Raw genomic sequence first — 18,313 nt, 5'->3', positions numbered from 1 at the left:
TCTAGTGCGCTGATTAAAGACCTCTTCTACTTTCAAGAAGAGGTCTTTTTATTTTCTACCATTAGCACTGGAATAAATTTTTGAGAGGAGGAATGTCTTATGACAAACATAGAAACCAAATTAGTTCAAATTGGAAACAAAAGCGACGATAAAACAGGCGCCATCAATCCGCCCATTTATTTATCCACTGCTTATGAACACAAAGGCATTGGACTATCTACAGGCTACGATTATACTCGTACGAAAAACCCTACCCGTACAATTTTAGAAGAAGGTATTGCAAGCCTTGAATCTGGTGATGCAGGATTTGCCTGTAGTTCCGGAATGGCTGCTATTCAACTTGTATTAACTTTATTTCACTCTGGTGATGAGTTAATTGCAATTGAAGATATTTATGGTGGTACATTCCGTATTTTCGATCAATATAGGGATGCATATAACATTCATACAACTTATTCTACATTTACAGATTTAACAGAAACCGAAGCATTGATTAATGAAAATACAAAGGCATTATTTATCGAATCTCCTACAAATCCAATCATGCATGAAATCGATATTGAAGCGGCTAATAAATTAGCTAAAAAACATAATCTCTTACTCATTGTTGACAATACTTTTTTAACTCCTTATATCCAGCGTCCAATTGAATTGGGGGCAGATATTGTAATCCATAGCGCTACAAAATATATTGGTGGCCATAATGATGTGCTTGGAGGATTAGTCGTATCTAAAGGGAAAGAGCTTTCCGAAAAGCTCGCTATGTTCCATAACACAGCTGGTGCTGTATTGTCTCCATTCGATTCATGGTTAATGATACGCGGTTTAAAAACGCTTCATCTTCGCATGAAACAACATGATGCAAATGCGAAGGAAGTTGCTAAATATCTAGAATCAGAACCAGAAATTGTTACAGATGTTTTATATGCTGGAAAAGGTGGAATGTTATCCTTTCGTTTGAAGAAAACAGAATGGGTGGATCCTTTTTTACAGAATATCCAGCTGATAACATTTGCAGAAAGTCTTGGTGGTGTAGAAAGTTTCATTACATATCCAACGACACAAACACATGCAGATATGCCAGTTGAAGAAAGAGAACGTCGTGGTATTTGTGATCGTTTACTTCGTTTTTCAGTTGGCGTAGAAGAAGCAGCCGACATCATTGCAGATCTAAAACAAGTATTTAATAAAATTAAAAATATTTAAGGGGAGAATTATAATATGACTAAAATTCCATTTCGCGCAGACCATGTAGGAAGTTTACTACGCCCTGAAAGAATCCATCAAGCAAGAAAAGATGTTAAGGAAGGAAATCTTTCAGCAGAAGAATTATACATTATTGAAACAGAAGAAATTACAAAAATTGTAGACAAGCAAATTGAAGTTGGTTTACAAGCGGTTACAGATGGGGAATTCAGAAGAAGATTCTGGCATACAGACTTTTTGGAGCATCTAAATGGTATTGAAGGATATGTTCCAGACGAAGGTTACCAATTCGCTGGTGGTGAAGAAACAGAAAGATATAACGTTCGCAACGTTGGTAAGGTTTCATTTAATCCTGATCATCCACATGTTAAGGATTTCAAATTATTTAATGAGATTGTTGGTGGACGTGCTGTTGCTAAACAAACAATTCCAAGCCCAAACCAGCTATTTAATGCAGGTATTATTGATGAATCTATCTATCCAGATATCGAAGAATATGCAAATGATGTGATACAAGCATATAAAGATGCACTCCAAGCATTTTACGATGCAGGATGCCGCTATCTACAATTAGATGATGTATATATCGCAGGTCTCTCTTCTCCTGACATTCCATTTAACGATGGAAAATATGATAGAGATTATTTAATTGATTTAGCACTTCGCGTTATCAATAGAGTGCTTGATGATAAACCAGAAGATTTATATATTACAACACATCTTTGCCGTGGTAATTACCGTTCTAACTATGCATTCTCAGGAAGCTATGATCTCATTGCACCTACCCTACTTGCTAAAGAAAAAGTAGATGGCTTCTTCTTAGAATATGATGATGAGCGCGCTGGAACATTTGAACCTTTAAAACATGTACCAAAAGTTGGTCCTAGAGTAGTACTTGGTGTATTCACATCTAAACATGGAGAGCTTGAGGATAAGGATGAGATTATTGCTCGCATTAAGGAAGCTTCTAATTATATTCCATTTGAGCAAATCTGTATTAGTCCACAATGTGGATTTGCATCTACACACCATGGAAATAAATTAACAGAAGAAGATCAGTGGAAGAAATTAAAATATATTGTTGATATTGCCAACGAAGTTTGGAGTTAAAATGACAAGAACGCTACAGCACTTTCTAAGCGGCTATAGCGTTCTTTTTTATTAATTTCTAATTTGTCCTTCACCAGTAATAAAAAATTTACTAGAAGTTAATGCAGGCAATCCCATTGGACCTCTTGCATGCAATTTTTGTGTACTGATTCCTATTTCTGCACCATAACCAAATTCAAAGCCATCTGTAAATCGAGTTGATACATTATGATACACTGCGGCAGCATCTACATTTTGTAAAAAGAATTTCGCATTCTCCTTATCTTCTGTCACAATAGCTTCTGAATGCTTTGTTCCATAGTTATTAATATGCTCCACAGCTTCTTTGCAAGTTTCCACAACTTTCACGCTAATAGATAAGCCTAAATATTCTTTTTCCCAATCATCCTCTGTAGCTTCAAATGCATTTGGACATACTTGACGCACTTTTTCATCTCCATAAATAGATACGCCTTTTTCCTGTAATTTATTAAGTAAACGTTCCCCATTAGCTACAAACCAACCTGATTCGATTAGAAGGGATTCTATTGCATTACAAACCGATGGACGCTGAAGCTTAGCATTTAATACAATGTTTTCTGCCATTTGATAGTCGGCTGAATGATCAATAAACAAATGACAATTCCCAGCACCAGTCTCAATAACAGGAACAGTAGATTCTCGTACTACTGTTTTAATTAATTGACTTCCTCCACGCGGAATTAATACATCTAAATATTCCTCTAAACAAAATAATTCTTTCGCTGTTTCTCTACTCGTATCTTCAATTAATTGCACTGCATCTGCAGGTATCTTACTTTGTTCTAATGCGCGATGAATAGATGATACTAATGCTATATTTGAATGTTTTGCTGATGAGCTACCACGTAAAATAATCGCATTTCCTGTTTTTAATGCTAATGTCGCAGCATCTATCGTTACATTCGGTCTTGCCTCATAAATCATGCCAACTACACCAATAGGCACACGTTTTTTTTGTACATGAATTCCATTTTCTTTTTCAATAGTTTCTAAGATTTCTCCAACTGGATCCACTAATGTAACTAGCTGCCCAATGGCATCATGCATATCTTGAATACGTTTTTTATCTAGCATAATTCGATCTAAAAATGCATCTGTTAGCCCTTTCTCTTTTCCTTCTAACAAATCTATTTTATTTGCTTGTAAAATACTTTCTATGTCTATTAATAATTGTTTGGCTATATTCTGTAAGGCTTGATTTTTTTCCTCGGTCGTTATGTTTACTAATTGATAACTAGTTTCTTTTGCAATTTTTCCTTTTTGCAATACTTCACTCATGATTATAACCTCCTAAGCATTAATTTTTTTGACCCAACGATCTCGGTGAATCACTTCTCCAGATAAGACGCAGTTCTCTATTGCCTCTTCCTGGTTTCTACTCATAATTTTTTTCATAACTTCATCTGACGAACAGCTTACTTCTCCTTTTCCAAGTAATCCATTCATTCCGTGTACTTCAACTACTTCTCCTTTTTGGAAGGTACCAGACACTTTGAAAATTCCCGCTGGTAACAAACTTTTCCCTTTAAACATAATCGCTTCTTCAGCACCTGGATCTATATACAGCTTCCCTACACTTTCAGAATGAAGGGCAATCCACTGACGCTTCGTATTAATAGCTCCCTCTGTGTGACTAGCAATATAGGTTCCGTCCCCTTCCCCTTCAAGGATAATTTTTAATTTATCCGGTCCTTCCCCTTGCCCAATAAATACAGATACACCTAAGGAAGTTGCTCGTTTTGCAGCAAGAAGCTTGGATTTCATTCCCCCAGTTCCTACTTTAGAGCCTGAATCTCCCGCAGCTTTCATCATTTCATCTGTGATTCCTTCTAGAAAATCAATTTTCTGGGCAGTGGGATCTGTATTTGGGTTTGCAGTATATAATCCATTAATATCAGTTAAAATAATTAATTGATCTGCATGAATGAAACCACTTACCAAAGCTGAAAGCATATCGTTATCACCAAATGTCAACTCATCAATTGCAACCGTATCGTTTTCATTAATAATCGGTATCAAGCCTCGATCTAGAAGCTCTGTTATAGTAGCAAATGCATTGCGATACCGATCACGATCTAAGAAATCTCCTCTTGTTAATAAAATCTGTGCTGGTACAATATCATATTTAGAAAAATGCTCAATATAAGACTGGACTAATAGGCTCTGCCCTACTGCTGCAGCTGCTTGCTTCCCTTTTATAGTAACAGGACGTGAGCTATAGCCCAATTTCTTAAATCCAGCTGCAACTGCACCTGACGATACAACGACAATATCGTGTTTATCTGCATGGAGGTTTGCTAAAGCTTGCACATGATCCGTAAATTTATTTAGATCAATTTCTCCTTTATCATTCGTCAATGAACTACTTCCGATTTTCACTACAATTCTTTTCTTAGCCAATTCATACGCCACCTTTTTGCATGAAAATTCAAAACCATATAAAAAAATATACAAAAAACCTTCCGCCCTTAAAATAATTATAAGGACGAAAGGTTTCACTTCCGCGGTACCACCATTATTGGACATACAATATGCCCCACTTTATTTCATAACGCTGAAAAAGCGCCTATGTTTTTAGCATAGGACTCAAAGGACAGGTTCTGTGAATTATTAATGACGAGATTTTTCAGCTTATAAATCTCGCTCTCTTTCATCATAAGGCTCACATACTAATTCCTTTTAAAACGTTCGTATATTGTTTATGTTTTATATATTATGTATACAAACATAATAATTGTCAAATTTATTTTTCAAAAATCCGTAACAAATCACTTTTTATTTTTATTTTTCTATAAAATTCCGTGATTCATGATTGTATTCATATTAAGATAGAGAGTAGCAAACATTATTGTTGATGAAGAAAGGACTGTATTCTTTTTGAAAAAAATAACGATTTCTATATTTATTCTATTGCTTATTTTAAGTGCATGTTCTGGAAATGATTCAACGTCTGATCATGAAGAAGATGGACATCATCACACTCCATCTGGTGATCTTCGAGAAAAAACAGCATCCTCTAATGAACTTCCTAGCTTTTTAAATGATCATGCAGAGGAAATGGGAAATATATATGCTGCGGTAAGTCAACATCAAGAATTATTAGAACATATCCCTTGTTACTGTGGTTGTGGTGATGATGCAATTGGTCATAAAGATAACTATGACTGCTTTATTCATCAAAATGAAGCAGACGGCTCCATTGTATGGGATGATCATGCTACCAGATGCAATGCTTGCTTAACTATTGCTGTAGAATCCATTGTTGAATATCAGAATGGAAAGAGCATCAAAGAAATCCGCGAGATGATTGAGGAAAATTATCAAGAAGGATATGGAGAACCAACTCCTACACCAGAAGTGTAAAATAAATAACTTAAGAAAAGGAGCAGATAGATTTTCTATTTGCTCCTTTTCCATTCTCATTTCAAAACAAATTTTGTTGTACTGTAGCCTTCTCTGCTTTTCTTCACTTCTAATACTGCTGAGAAACTATTTTTCAATGCCTGTACATGAGAAATAACTCCAATCATTCTTCCTGATTTCTGTAAATCAATTAAAGCATCGATTGCTTTATGTAAAGATTCCTCATCTAATGAGCCAAAGCCCTCATCAATAAACATCGTATCAATTCTAACATTCCCTTGGAAGCTTTGAATCACATCAGACATTCCTAATGCAAGACAGAGTGATGCATTGAACTTCTCTCCTCCTGATAAAGTTTTCACATCACGAATTTGACCGGTGTAATTATCATAAACATCAAGTGCAAGGCCACTTTGCCTTCCGTGCGATTCTTGTCGTTCGCTACGTAATAAGAAATATTGTCCATTTGATAATTGCTGGAGACGATAATTTGCTGCCTCAATAATTTGTTCTAAATATTCGATTTGGAGATATCTTTCAAAGGATATCTTCTTACTATTTTGTCCGCGCAAGACATCATATAAATCTGTAATCACTCCATAGCGAGCTTCTAAAGCAGTAACTTGTGTACTAGTTTTTTCAATGCGCTCTTTTATTTCTGTACCTTCATGGAAATATTTTTCAGATAGCTGTAGTGTTTTTAATTTCTCCTCATATTTCTCTTTCCATTGTTGTACTTCTTCACTTAATACAGTTAAATCAGCTTTTTCTTTTTCATGTAGGGATTCTTGTAATTCTTTCACTTGCCTTTCAACAGTAACCTTTTCTTGTTTAAATTGCTCTATTTCCTGCTTTAATTGAGTACAAGCTAACTCTGGTAATTTGGCTTCTAAATATTCTGCTTTAGAAGAAAATTGTGCTCGAGTAATTGCTTCGTCAAATGCAGTGATTGATTTTTCTTCTCGTGTTTTAGCATCCTGAAGCTGTGTTTCCGTATGCTTGAGAGTAGCATGAGCATTTGTTAACATATCTCGTTGATTTTGGTAATTAGCTTGCGCCTGCTCTAAAGCTTGCTCTAATTGACGTTGCTGTTTCTGTAATTGTTGAATACGAGCTTCCAATGTAGCTAACACACGGAAGGATTCAGGTATTTGGCGAATTCTTTCTTCATAGACTGCATGAGTTCGATCATATAAATTTTGCTGTTCATAATAATCCTTCTCTAATAAATGTTTTTGCTGCTCTAATTTCCTATATTCTAGTTTCACTTTTTCAAGCTTTTGCTTATTTTCAGCTAATAATTCTTGCTTTTTCTGCAAAGTAATAATTTCTTCATTCAATTGCTTCCCTGCTGATTCAACTTCAGAAATAACTTTCTCTAGTGATTGAAATTGAATACCCATTTCATGAATAGAAGCTTGAAGCTGCTCGATTTGTGTTTGGTTACTTTTCAACTGACCTGCTGCTTCACTTAAATGATTGCTTACTTCATTAAGTTGTTTTCGCATAGATTCAAGCTGTTCACGGGATACAAATTCCTCTTGATGATCAGCTTTGTTTGGATGTGTGAGGCTACCACAAACAGGACAAGCATCACCATTATGTAAATGATTTGCTAAAATACTTGCTTGTCCGTTCAACCATTTCTCTTCCAACAAGTCATAGTGCCTCTTCACCTGCTGATAAGCTTCGTCCTTCTCTTGCTTTTCTTTCTTAATCTGCATATTCGTTTGTTTTAATTTCCGCAAATTCGTAAGTATATTCCAATGTTCGCGTAATTTACTACGCTTCTCCATTTTCTCTGGAAGATCAATAATGATTTGTTCATCTTGATAAATTTGTTTTTCATTTTGTTGAATAATTTCACTTTGCTTTTTCCAATTTTCCTCTAGTTGATGTAACTGTTTTTTCGTCTCTTCCGCATTCTTCTGATATGTTTCTAGTGCTTTTTTTTCGACTTCCATTGCTTGAACAACTGGAAGAAATTGATTTAAACGATCCAGCTCTGTACGAATATTTTCCCTAACATCTTTCTTTGCTTCTTCTTCGTGTAATTTTATTTCCGCTTGTTTTAATGCTTCTGTTACTTTTTCAACATTGCTTTTCGCTTCTGCTAAAGCTTTCTGTTTTCCTAAAACTTCATTAGCAGCTTCTTCTGCTTGCTTTTCATAGATTTCAATTTGATTTGCTCTTTCGGCAGTCAGTAATTGTTTTTCTTTCGTTTGAATATGAGGTAATTCTGTTTGAAGCTGCTGTAATCTCGTATTTTTCTTATCTAATTCCCCAAAACGTTCATTCAAGGCCTCAGCCTGAAATAAAGCTTGAGTCTTCGCATTATACAGCTTGAGTGCTTCTTGATAAGCTTTTTTATCTTCTTCTATTTTCTGGTGATAATAAGAAATTTCTCTTTCTAATCCAGTTAAAACTTGAGCCACATTAACATGCTCGGCTGCTAAAGATGGAAATAGTATTGACTCTTCACGTACAGGAAGTGTTGCTGAAATATTGTTTATTGTTGTATCAATAGCAGCTTTTTCACGTTCATATGCTTTCTCAACCTCTGCTCGTTTATTACGCAACTTTTCATTAATCTTCTGATAACCATCTGTTTTAAATAACCGCCGTAAAATAGCTTCTTTGTTTTCTGTTTCCGAAGTTAATAATTTACGGAATTCACCCTGTGGAAGCATAATGATTTGCTTAAACTGATCTTCGGTTAACCCAATTAATTCTTCTATTTTCAAATTAATTTCTGATACAATTTGTCGATCGACGACAGGAGTTTCTTCCTGATCTATAATTTCATAAAACTCATACTTTTCACCTGTTTTCGTTTTATTTCCTTTTTTCACGTGAGGTAATTGACGTAAAACGCGAAAACGGCGTTGATGGATTTCAAAAAAAAGCTCGACTGACGTATGTACTTGATCATCGGCAAAATCACTACGAAGCATCATATAATTTTCCCGATCTGAACCACTAGCACTTCCATATAAAGCAAAACAAATCCCATCAAAGATTGTTGTTTTACCTGCACCAGTATTCCCACAAATAACAAATAAACGATTTTCATTTAGCTTAGTAAAATCAATAATTTCTGTGTTTTTATAAGGTCCAAAACCTGTCATGGTTAATCGTAAAGGCTTCATCAGCTGTCCTCCTTCCTAGTCATTATTTTCATCCTTTAATATTTCTTCTAAAATATCTTTAAAAACCTCCGTGGTTTCCTCTGTTGCTTCTACACCCTTTACTTCTTTATAGAAGGCTTCAAATAATTCAAAATCTGTTAATTTACTACGATGAATGGATTCTTTTTCTCCATCTTGTAGCTTTACAAAAGTATTTTTCCGTTCTACATGCATCACATTCGGATAAACAGAGCGAATTTTCTCCATTGGGGATAGCATTGGCGTTTGATCCAATAATGTAACAAATACATAATCTTCATTAATTGGATGTGTCAGCAGGTCTTCCATCATGGCTTCTACTCTTCTCATATCACGCTTTGGTGTTAATAAACGTTTTTCAATTTGACAAGCACCTTCTCCATCCATTTCTATAATATAGAATCCTTTTTTGTGATTGCCCTCTGAAATGGAATATTTCATTGGAGATCCTGCATAACGGATATGTTCAGCTAATACATGATGAGCTTGATGCAGATGTCCAAACGCCACATAGTCAAATTCTAAAAAATAACGAGCTGATACATGTTCTGCACCACCAATAGATAAAGGACGTTCCGAATCACTTGTATTTTCAGCCTCTTCCCCAGTTGGCGTGATAAAAGCATGCCCTACATAAACATGACGAGCTGATGGATCCTTCTTCTCTTTAATACTTTCAACAATTTTCTTCGCTGCATCATCATGTGTTTTAATGGCTTCATCCTGATAATAATTTCGCACTAAGCTTGGATCTGCATATGGCACCAAATGAAAATGAACTTCCCCGTATTCATCCTGTAAAACCACTGGCTCGATTTCACTAAGTAATTGTCCAACAAGATGTAACCCTTTTTGCTTTAAAATACCGCTCGCGAATTGAAGTCTACTAGGACTATCATGGTTTCCCGCAATTGCAATAACAGGAATTTTTAATTCCAAAACAATTTTATTTAATACTTCGTTTAAAAGATGAACGGCTTCTGTGGGCGGTACTGCACGATCATATAAATCTCCAGCAATAATAATCACATCTGGTTGTTCTTCAATAATTGCTTGAATGAACTGATCTAAAATATATGCCTGATCCTCTGTCATATAAACGCCTTGAACCAATTTTCCTAAGTGCCAATCAGCTGTATGGAAAATTTTCATTTATCTCACATCATTTCTCTTCATTATCAATATACTTCTCATTATAATGAATGCTTGGAATAATCTCCAAGTCTATGATTTTTAAAGCTGATTTCTAGTAGAATTGGAGCAATTCAAACAACCGAGATAAATTGATATTCGCTTGGATCAGCAATAGACTATGCCTCTAAAATGAAAAATAGTAGGCAAGGTCACTTTTACATGACCTTACCCACTAATTGTTAGAACATCTTATTTTTTTAATGATTTAGTAAAAAATTCCTTCACTGGCTCTAATACTTTAAATCCTTCATGTTTAACACCTGGAACGATATCTAGCCGTGCTTCGATTCCATGGTCTGCAAAATTCTTATGCAACGCTTTTAAGCGTTCTACTCTTGTCTTCCCATAAGCGTCCATTCCGTCCATCCAAAATGGATCATTGGTATCATTAATTTCTTCCATTTCTACATCATCGCCGCCAACAATCATTTGAACTGGCACTTGCTTCATCAAATCAAAACGAACTGGCACACCAAATTTTTCTTCAAAATCACTAATACCAAGATACCAAGGCTTTGTATCATCTAAATATGTAATTCTACCTGGTGCACCAATAGATGCAGCTAATAAGCGATCAGGATGTAAATATAAGAAGCGGTGTGTAAAATGTCCTCCACCGGAAAACCCGTGCATTAGAACTTTATCTGTTCTCACACGATATTTTGCTGCTAATTCATCCATCATTGCAAATAAAATATCATCATAACGAATACCATCATAATGAATAAATTTATAAGAACTTAATTCACCAGGAAACGCGATTCCTGCTGGAAAGACTGGTACAAGAATAATGGATTGATTTGCTTCCGCAAAATCGATAAAAGCATCACGATATTCCTGCACTGGACGATTTGTTCCGTGAACAATTACAGCTAAGTTATAGATTTGATCCCCTTCTGGATCATAATCACTTGGAACATAAGTAAAATAAGAAAATCTCAGATCAAATTGACACGCATTCAATGTTGTTTTTCCAAAATCATACATCGCCAATTTAGGTGAATTTTTCAAAATATCTCCCTCTTTCTATTTTCTGAATATACTATACAAAATTAGAATCCAGATTTCAAATTTAATATTTTTATTGCTTATTATCAAAAACTTCTATTCCACTGATGAATGCTCTATTTTAATAGGTTTACAAGTCTTTGATAAGAAATGGTGCATTTCATTTTTTAGCTATTCCTTTCTAAATATAATATAATTTTGAATATTATTAAAGTAAATTTGATTCGTTTAAATAACAATAGCAAGGAAGAATCTTTTATTTCATGATGGGAGTAGATAAAATGAAAAACTATCGTCTAGGTGTACTTCGGGGAGATGGCATTGGTCCAGAAATTGTCGATGCTACAGTGAAGGTATTTACAGCTGCTGTTAAGAAAACAAATACAAATATGGAATGGGTTCATTTACCAATGGGTTGGGAAGCGATTAAGAAAGATAATAGGCCATTGCCAGAGTCAACCATAAACGCTTTGAAGGATACACATGGCTGGATTCTTGGCCCCCATGATTCTTCTTCTTATCCACCCGAACATCGAAAACAACTTAACCCAAGTGGAGGACTCCGCCATATCCTTGATTTATATGCAAATATTCGCCCGGCAAAATCAATGCCAGGGATTGATGGAGTTGTAAAGGATGCAGATTTGGTCATCTATCGGGAAAATACAGAAGGCTTTTATGCAGATCGTAATATGCATGTTGGCCATGGCGAATGGAAAATTACAGAAGATGTTGTACTGACAGCTGGTGTTTTTACTAAAAAGGCGATCCAACGAATTGCATATGCTGCCTGCAATATGGCAATGCAACGCCGAAAGAAATTGACCATCGTGCATAAAGCAAATGTCCTTCATTTAAGTATGGGATTATTTCTGCAAGTTTGTTTGGATGTTGCTAAAGAATATCCAGAGTTAGAAGTCGATTCCTATCATGTAGATGCAATGGCAGCACATTTAGTTCGTCGTGCAAAAGATTTTGATGTGATTGTCACAGAGAATATGTATGGAGATATTCTCTCTGATTTAGCTGGCGAACTTGTCGGTAGCCTGGGATTAGCACCATCTATTAATACAAATGATCATTTAGCAATGGCCCAAGCTGCACATGGCTCTGCACCAGATATTGCAGGCTTAAATATTAGTAACCCAACAGGAATGATTCTATCTACGGTGATGTTAATGGAATGGCTTGCAGAACGTCATCAAGATCCGAAGCTTAAAGAAATCGCGGAAATCGTAGAAACAGGCTTGTATCAAACAATGGAATCCGGTGTTAAAACAAAAGATCTTGGTGGTCAAGCATTAACAACCGAATTTGTAGAAACTATCGTAAACCAGATCAATTAATTTTCGTCAAAAAAGAAGCGTATTGGAGTAATTAACCCCGATACGCTTCTTCATAAATTTTCTGGATATCTTCTAGTGATAATGTTCGTGGGTTATTTTTTAATAGTCGCTCTACTTTGCTTGCTTCCTCAGCTAAAGCTGGAAGAGCCTCTAAGGAAACGCCAACTTCTTCTAAGCTCCTAGGAATTCCTATGTCCTTACATAAACGCGTCAATGAAAAAACTGCTTGGTCTGCTGCATCTCTTAAAGACATTTCTCGTGCATTTTCTCCTAGCGCTTCTGCAATCTCAGCAAATTTCTCCACATTTGCCACTACATTATACTTCATTACATACGGGAGCAAAAGTGAATTAGATACACCATGTGGAATTTTATATTTGCCCCCAAGTGGATAAGCAAGTGCATGTACTGCACCTACACCAGCATTACCAAAAGCAATTCCAGCAAGTAAGCTTCCCATCGCCATATCAGCTCGTGCTTTTATATCATTCCCCTGATGAACGGCTTTGCGGATAGCACCTCCGATTAATTTAATTGCTTGGATTGCCATGCTATCTGTTAACATATTTGCATTTACAGATGTGTAAGCCTCAATAGCATGAACTAAGGCATCCATTCCAGTAGCTGCTGTCACAGCTGGAGGCACCGTTAATGTTAAGTTTGCATCGACAATAGCTACATTTGGCAATAAATAAGGACTAACTATCCCTTTTTTCATGTTGTCTTGTAAATCAGTAAAAATAGCGATATTTGTTACTTCCGAGCCAGTTCCTGCTGTAGTAGGAATCAGAATAGTTGCTACACCTGGCTGCTTAATATTATCTGTTCCAATAAAGCTACGAATATTTTCCTTATTCGTTAACATAACAGAAAGAATTTTTGTCGTATCTAACACACTTCCCCCACCGATGCCAATTAATAAATCATAGTGCTGATTTATTAATTGGCATCGGAGTGCTTCCATATCCTCAAATGATGGCTCTGGAGAAGCAATAGTCATTACATCAATAGGAACTTCCAATTTATTCGTAACCTGTAACAATAAACCCGTTTCTTGGATGATCTTATCTGTAATGATTAAGGCATTTGTTGCATTTAATTTCTCTACCTGTTTACTAATTTCTTTTATAGAGCCTACACCTGTAATCAATGTTTCTGCTGTACGAAAATAAGAAGCTTCCATGGATAAACCACCTTCATTGATTTTTTACTGTACTCACAAAGCACTTTCTCTAATTTCTTGTGAAATTCCTTTTCTAGCAAATACAATTAAGAAAATAGCTACAATTGCTTCTGCAATAGGTAAAGCTAACCAAATTCCTGCTGCCCCAAATAATGGCGGTAATGCTAGTAAAGTAATCGCCAAGATAATAAAGCCTCGGTAAAATGTAATTCCTACAGCTGGTTTTACTCTTCCAATCGACTGATAATATGTCATATATACCGCATTAATTCCCATAAATAAATAGCCAAGAAAGAAGAGTGTTATTCCATTTGTCGCAAGGTCATAAATTTCTATAGAGTCTACTCCAAAAATACTTACTAAGAAATCTGAACCAAAATAGCCAATTAAAATAAATAAAATTCCTAAGCCGATTGCCGTTCTCTCAGCAATCTTCACTGTTTCACGAATTTTCTCCAGTTTTCTTGATCCGTAATAAAAGCTGATCATTGGCTGGATTGAAGAACCAATGCTAAGAAAGCCAAGAAACATAAAAGCATGTAAATAATTAATTACAGAGAAAGCAGCTACTCCATTTGTACCTAAATAATATGCCATTGCAACGTTATACCCAATTACGAAAACTCCCATGCCCGCTTCCGAAAGAAAACTAGGGAAACCGAGGAAACTAATATTTTTAATTTCTTTTAGACGCACTTTAAAACGAACAAATCGTAACTGTGCTCCTTTTTTGAAAAAATGAGTTGCTAAAACTAGCAATCCTAAGCCTGTTGCAGTTACTGTTGCTATAGCAGCACCTAACACTTCCCATCCTAAAACAAAAATCATCACATAATTCAAGATAATATTAAATACAGCGGAAACAATCATTCCCATCATTGCTAACGTTGGATTCCCGTCATTACGAACAAAAATGCTTAGCATCACTTCCATAGCAATAACTAATGAAAATAAAATCAAAATTTTCATATAGTCCAACGCGTATGGTAGTGTCTCCTCGTTAGCACCAAATAAAAGGGCTAAAGGTTCAATGAAAATATAGCTGAATATACTTACAATAATAGTAATCATTGTAATAAATACTGCTGAAATCATGAAATAACGTTGAGCTTGTTGAACATTCCCTTCACCCATTGCCATTGAGTACAATGTTGCTCCACCAACTCCAATTAATAGAGCAAGAGAAATAATAACGGAAAATACTGGTACAGCGATATTTACACTAGCTAATGCCACATCACCAATTCCATTTCCAACAAAAATTCCGTCAACCACTATATTTAAAGACATGAGCATCATGCCAAAAAATGTTGGTAGTAAATATTGAAAAAAACTCTTCGTTACCGATTGATTGCCTAACTTTTGTTGTACACTACCCATCTTTAAATCTCCAATCTAGCAAAAATTCACCAACCATCCAAAAGATAAGCCCTATTATAGGGCTTAACAGCAACTTTTACAACTTTCTCCATCTAATCATGAGAGTTTCTCATTGAATAAAAATTCGATTTTATGTATATTTATTATCAAAAAGCGAGGAAATCTATGAAAATAATATTGGCTGATTTAACAGATGCACCTATTATTCACAACATCATGATGCAAGCATATGAAGAATACCGTAAAGAAACTCCCCCTTCTAGTGCTTTAGATGAAACTATTTCTTCTATAGAAAAATCATTAAAAGAAAATGAACAAGCATTTCTTTATTATCATGATTATTCTGCTGTAGGTACTGTGCGCTTTCAAATTCATAAGGAGCAATTATATTTTTCTAGATTAGCTGTTCTCCCTTCCTATCGTGGACAAAAGATAGCCTCTTCTCTTATACAAGCATTAGAAAAATATGCGAAGGAGCAAAAAATTCCTTATATATTATGTAAAGTGAGAATGGAAGTAAAACGTAATATTAAACTCTATCAATCACGTGGATTTCATATTTCAGAAACCGAAATGCTTCCTAAACCAAATGGTATTTCTATTCCTGTTGCAACAATGCTTAAAAAATTGCAAAACCAGAAATAAACTTAAATTTAATCTCTGCTTACTCTATATTTTAGCATAAACCTATGCTATTCTTGCGATATAGAGACGTAATACAAATCATATTATTGTTGGTGGTTTTATGAGCATTTGGTTTTTAATTAATATCATTGTTTTTCTACTATTTACATGGAAATTCTATCAATCTACTCTTATGCCACATATTATTATTGGTGGAATTGCTTTCTGTTTTATTTTATTCAATTGGACAAGACATGCTGTATTCTCTACACTTCGTTCTAAAATTAGTCGTAAACGAAAAATCTTTTTTGCCAAGATATCTAAGAAGGTTCTTCCATTTCATAAATGGATTGGTACTACAGCTTATCTGCTTGTCTGTATTCATGCTTTTATGGTCATCCAGCGTTATGGATTTCAATTTAGTAATCTAAAAATACTTAGTGGAAGTATTGCACTGTTGATTATTAGCTTTGTTGTATTAACAGGATGGTGGCGCCTATTTCGTCCTTCCTATCCCATGCGAATTGCCCATTTAGTATTTGATTTTAGTCTTTTCACCTTTATTGTTCTACATGTTTTCTTATAAGCAAGAGCTAGAAAATACATATTTACAAAAAATAGCTATATCCTATATGATATGCTTATCAAATAACTTTTTGGAGGAAAAGAAAATGAATAAAGCCTTAACATTAGCTGGTTCTGATTCAAGTGGTGGTGCTGGGATTCAAGCTGATTTAAAAACATTTCAAGAGCATGGCGTATATGGAATGAATGCATTAACCTCTATTGTAGCTATGGATCCTGAAAATAATTGGAAGCATGATGTATTTCCAATTGATGTACATATTGTTGAGAAACAGTTAAATACGATTTTATCTGTTGGTATAGACGCTATGAAGACAGGTATGCTAGGTTCTGTAGAAATCATTGAACTAGGTGCGAAGAAAATAGATGAATATCAATTAACAAATCTAGTCCTTGACCCTGTAATGGTATGTAAAGGAGAAGATGAAGTATTACAGCCTGAGAATACAGAAGCAATGCGTGAGCTACTTTTACCTCGAGCAATCATTACTACACCAAATTTATTTGAAGCCGGTCAATTAGCAAAAACTGGCCGCATTAAAACAATTGATGGTATGAAGGAAGCTGCTGTAAAAATTCATGAACTTGGTGCTAAAAATGTAGTTATCAAAGGCGGCAGTGATATTGAACATGATAAAGCGGTAGACTTATTCTATGATGGAAAAGAATTTACATTATTAGAAAATGAAAAAATAAATACGACTTATACACATGGTGCAGGTTGTACATTTGCTGCTGCAATTACTGCTAATTTAGCAAATAAAAAGCCCGTAGATGAAGCTGTAAAACTAGCAAAAGCATTTGTTGCAGCTGCTATCACACATGGCTGGAAGCTAAATGAATTCGTTGGACCCGTAATGCATGGTGCATATAATAAATTTAATAAATAATGACAAAACTCTCTAAGAGTAATGTTATGTTTTCTAAAGGAAATACTTTCTTTTAAGAAAAGATATCAAAATTTTAGAGAGTTTTTTCTATTCCTGCTAATAATCGCTTAATTCAGACGTTTTCAACATTAATTAAAGGGGTTCCTTTTTAACAGGTAAATATATACAATGGCTTTTATGTAGAGGATAATACGGCATTTATTCCATTTTAATTTTTAGAGGATGTTCAAAAACCCACCAAAAATGACACGGTAAGCAATAGAACTTCGACTAAGTTCCGTCACGTCCTGTGTCAAACGTCGAAATCATCACATCCGTGGAAGTGCGTTAGCTTCTCGGTCCTTTTTACTGACCTCTTTGAACACACACTTATAACAAAATTTAAAACGAAGGGAGATAAAAAATGAAAACGACTAGAGATATTTTATTAATTATTATTGGTTCTCTTATTTTTGCCATTGGAATTAATTATTTCGCAATTCCTAACAGATTATCAGAAGGCGGAGTTATTGGTTTAACCATTATTACCTACTACCTGTTTGAATGGTCTCCTGGTATTGTTAACTTTATATTAAATGCTTTTTTACTTGCGATTGGTTATAAATTTTTCAGCAAACGTACTGTCTACTACACAATTGTTTCTATTATCGCTACATCTACGTTCTTGCATTTTGATGTAGATATTGGCCTTGGCGTCAATGGAGACACTTTATTAGCAGCATTATTTGCTGGTGTTGCTGTTGGAATAGGTTTAGGATGTATTTTCCGTGCAGGAGGAACTTCAGGAGGTTCTGCCATTCTAGCACAGCTTGCTAATCAATTTCTTGGCTGGTCATTAGGAAAAGGTATGCTTGTTATTGATATCGTAGTCATTGCTGGTTCCGCATTTATTATCGGACAAGAAAAAGCCATGTATACCTTAGTCTCTGTTTATGTCGGTGCTAAAGTAATTGATATTATGATTGAAGGTGCTAATGAGCGTATCGCTGTCCTGATTATTTCTAGCTATCCAGACCGCGTATTAAAAGAATTAACAGACCAAATGGCACGTGGTTTGACATTATTAGAAGGAAAAGGTGGCTACTCTCAAACAAATAAAGAAGTGATTTATATCGTGATCAACAAACCGGAAATTGTTCAATTAAAAAATATTGTTTCCGAAATTGACGAAAATGCTTATGTCACAATCCATAATGTACAAGAAGTCCTTAGAAAAGGTTATAAAGGGCGATAAAT

15 protein-coding genes and 1 other annotated feature are annotated in these 18,313 nt (G+C 35.1%); of the genes, 8 read left to right on the top strand and 7 right to left on the bottom strand.

The window, feature by feature from the left end; translation table 11 throughout:
- Positions 1-99 precede the first annotated feature (99 nt).
- A complete protein-coding gene (locus tag AB4Y30_RS05410) occupies positions 100-1,206 on the top strand; it encodes a methionine biosynthesis PLP-dependent protein (RefSeq protein WP_368654470.1) in 1,107 nt (368 codons plus the stop codon).
- A 15-nt stretch (positions 1,207-1,221) separates the two neighbouring features.
- Entirely contained in the window at positions 1,222-2,316 is a 1,095-nt protein-coding gene (locus tag AB4Y30_RS05405) for a 5-methyltetrahydropteroyltriglutamate--homocysteine S-methyltransferase (RefSeq protein ID WP_368654469.1), read from the top strand.
- A 51-nt stretch (positions 2,317-2,367) separates the two neighbouring features.
- Here AB4Y30_RS05405 and AB4Y30_RS05400 read toward each other — a convergent pair whose 3' ends face one another.
- Positions 2,368-3,615 (bottom strand): glutamate-5-semialdehyde dehydrogenase, encoded by a 1,248-nt coding sequence (locus tag AB4Y30_RS05400; protein WP_368654468.1) that lies wholly within the window; start codon positions 3,613-3,615, stop codon positions 2,368-2,370.
- A gap of 12 nt (positions 3,616-3,627) precedes the next feature.
- Positions 3,628-4,737 carry a glutamate 5-kinase gene (gene proB / locus AB4Y30_RS05395; RefSeq protein ID WP_368654467.1) on the bottom strand — a complete coding sequence of 370 codons (1,110 nt, stop codon included), beginning with the start codon at positions 4,735-4,737 and terminating at the stop codon, positions 3,628-3,630.
- A 78-nt stretch (positions 4,738-4,815) separates the two neighbouring features.
- Positions 4,816-5,029, bottom strand: a binding site (T-box leader).
- Between the two features lie 185 nt (positions 5,030-5,214).
- Between proB and AB4Y30_RS05390 the strand changes: the two genes are divergently transcribed.
- Positions 5,215-5,700 carry a PCYCGC motif-containing (lipo)protein gene (locus AB4Y30_RS05390; RefSeq protein ID WP_368654466.1) on the top strand — a complete coding sequence of 162 codons (486 nt, stop codon included), beginning with the start codon at positions 5,215-5,217 and terminating at the stop codon, positions 5,698-5,700.
- A gap of 56 nt (positions 5,701-5,756) precedes the next feature.
- On the opposite strand, the gene AB4Y30_RS05385 is transcribed toward AB4Y30_RS05390, so the two are convergent.
- The 3 genes from AB4Y30_RS05385 to AB4Y30_RS05375 form a co-directional block, all read right to left on the bottom strand.
- Positions 5,757-8,849, bottom strand: a complete 3,093-nt coding sequence (locus AB4Y30_RS05385) for an AAA family ATPase (protein WP_368654465.1) — start codon at positions 8,847-8,849, stop codon at positions 5,757-5,759.
- 15 nt (positions 8,850-8,864) lie between these two features.
- Positions 8,865-10,019: an exonuclease SbcCD subunit D gene (locus tag AB4Y30_RS05380; RefSeq protein ID WP_368654464.1), complete on the bottom strand. Its 1,155-nt coding sequence runs from the start codon at positions 10,017-10,019 to the stop codon at positions 8,865-8,867.
- A gap of 231 nt (positions 10,020-10,250) precedes the next feature.
- A complete protein-coding gene (locus tag AB4Y30_RS05375) occupies positions 10,251-11,072 on the bottom strand; it encodes a hypothetical protein (RefSeq protein WP_368654463.1) in 822 nt (273 codons plus the stop codon).
- Positions 11,073-11,350: 278 nt separating this feature from the next.
- Between AB4Y30_RS05375 and AB4Y30_RS05370 the strand changes: the two genes are divergently transcribed.
- On the top strand, positions 11,351-12,415 hold the full coding sequence (locus AB4Y30_RS05370) for an isocitrate/isopropylmalate dehydrogenase family protein (RefSeq protein ID WP_368654462.1): 1,065 nt from the start codon (positions 11,351-11,353) through the stop codon (positions 12,413-12,415).
- Between the two features lie 31 nt (positions 12,416-12,446).
- Here the strand turns inward: AB4Y30_RS05370 and AB4Y30_RS05365 are convergent, their stop codons facing one another.
- Entirely contained in the window at positions 12,447-13,598 is a 1,152-nt protein-coding gene (locus tag AB4Y30_RS05365; RefSeq protein ID WP_368654461.1) for an iron-containing alcohol dehydrogenase, read from the bottom strand.
- A gap of 33 nt (positions 13,599-13,631) precedes the next feature.
- Complete coding sequence (locus tag AB4Y30_RS05360) at positions 13,632-14,978, bottom strand: MATE family efflux transporter (protein ID WP_368654460.1); 1,347 nt, start codon at positions 14,976-14,978, stop codon at positions 13,632-13,634.
- Positions 14,979-15,143: 165 nt separating this feature from the next.
- On the opposite strand from AB4Y30_RS05360, the gene AB4Y30_RS05355 reads away from it, so the two are divergent.
- The 4 genes from AB4Y30_RS05355 to AB4Y30_RS05340 all read left to right on the top strand — a co-directional run bounded on the left by AB4Y30_RS05355 (position 15,144) and on the right by AB4Y30_RS05340 (position 18,311).
- Positions 15,144-15,623 carry a GNAT family N-acetyltransferase gene (locus tag AB4Y30_RS05355; protein WP_368654459.1) on the top strand — a complete coding sequence of 160 codons (480 nt, stop codon included), beginning with the start codon at positions 15,144-15,146 and terminating at the stop codon, positions 15,621-15,623.
- A 100-nt stretch (positions 15,624-15,723) separates the two neighbouring features.
- On the top strand, positions 15,724-16,188 hold the full coding sequence (locus tag AB4Y30_RS05350; protein WP_368654458.1) for a hypothetical protein: 465 nt from the start codon (positions 15,724-15,726) through the stop codon (positions 16,186-16,188).
- Between the two features lie 85 nt (positions 16,189-16,273).
- Positions 16,274-17,077, top strand: coding sequence for a pyridoxine/pyridoxal/pyridoxamine kinase (gene pdxK, locus AB4Y30_RS05345; protein ID WP_368654457.1), 804 nt, complete (start codon positions 16,274-16,276; stop codon positions 17,075-17,077).
- Positions 17,078-17,480: 403 nt separating this feature from the next.
- Positions 17,481-18,311 carry a YitT family protein gene (locus tag AB4Y30_RS05340; protein WP_368654456.1) on the top strand — a complete coding sequence of 277 codons (831 nt, stop codon included), beginning with the start codon at positions 17,481-17,483 and terminating at the stop codon, positions 18,309-18,311.
- Positions 18,312-18,313: the final 2 nt, after the last annotated feature.

This window comes from Ornithinibacillus sp. 4-3 (genome assembly GCF_040958695.1).
Classification (GTDB): domain Bacteria; phylum Bacillota; class Bacilli; order Bacillales; family Amphibacillaceae; genus CALAMD01.
Note: the sequence above shows the minus strand (reverse complement) of the source record. Positions and strands in the feature narration are given on the sequence as shown.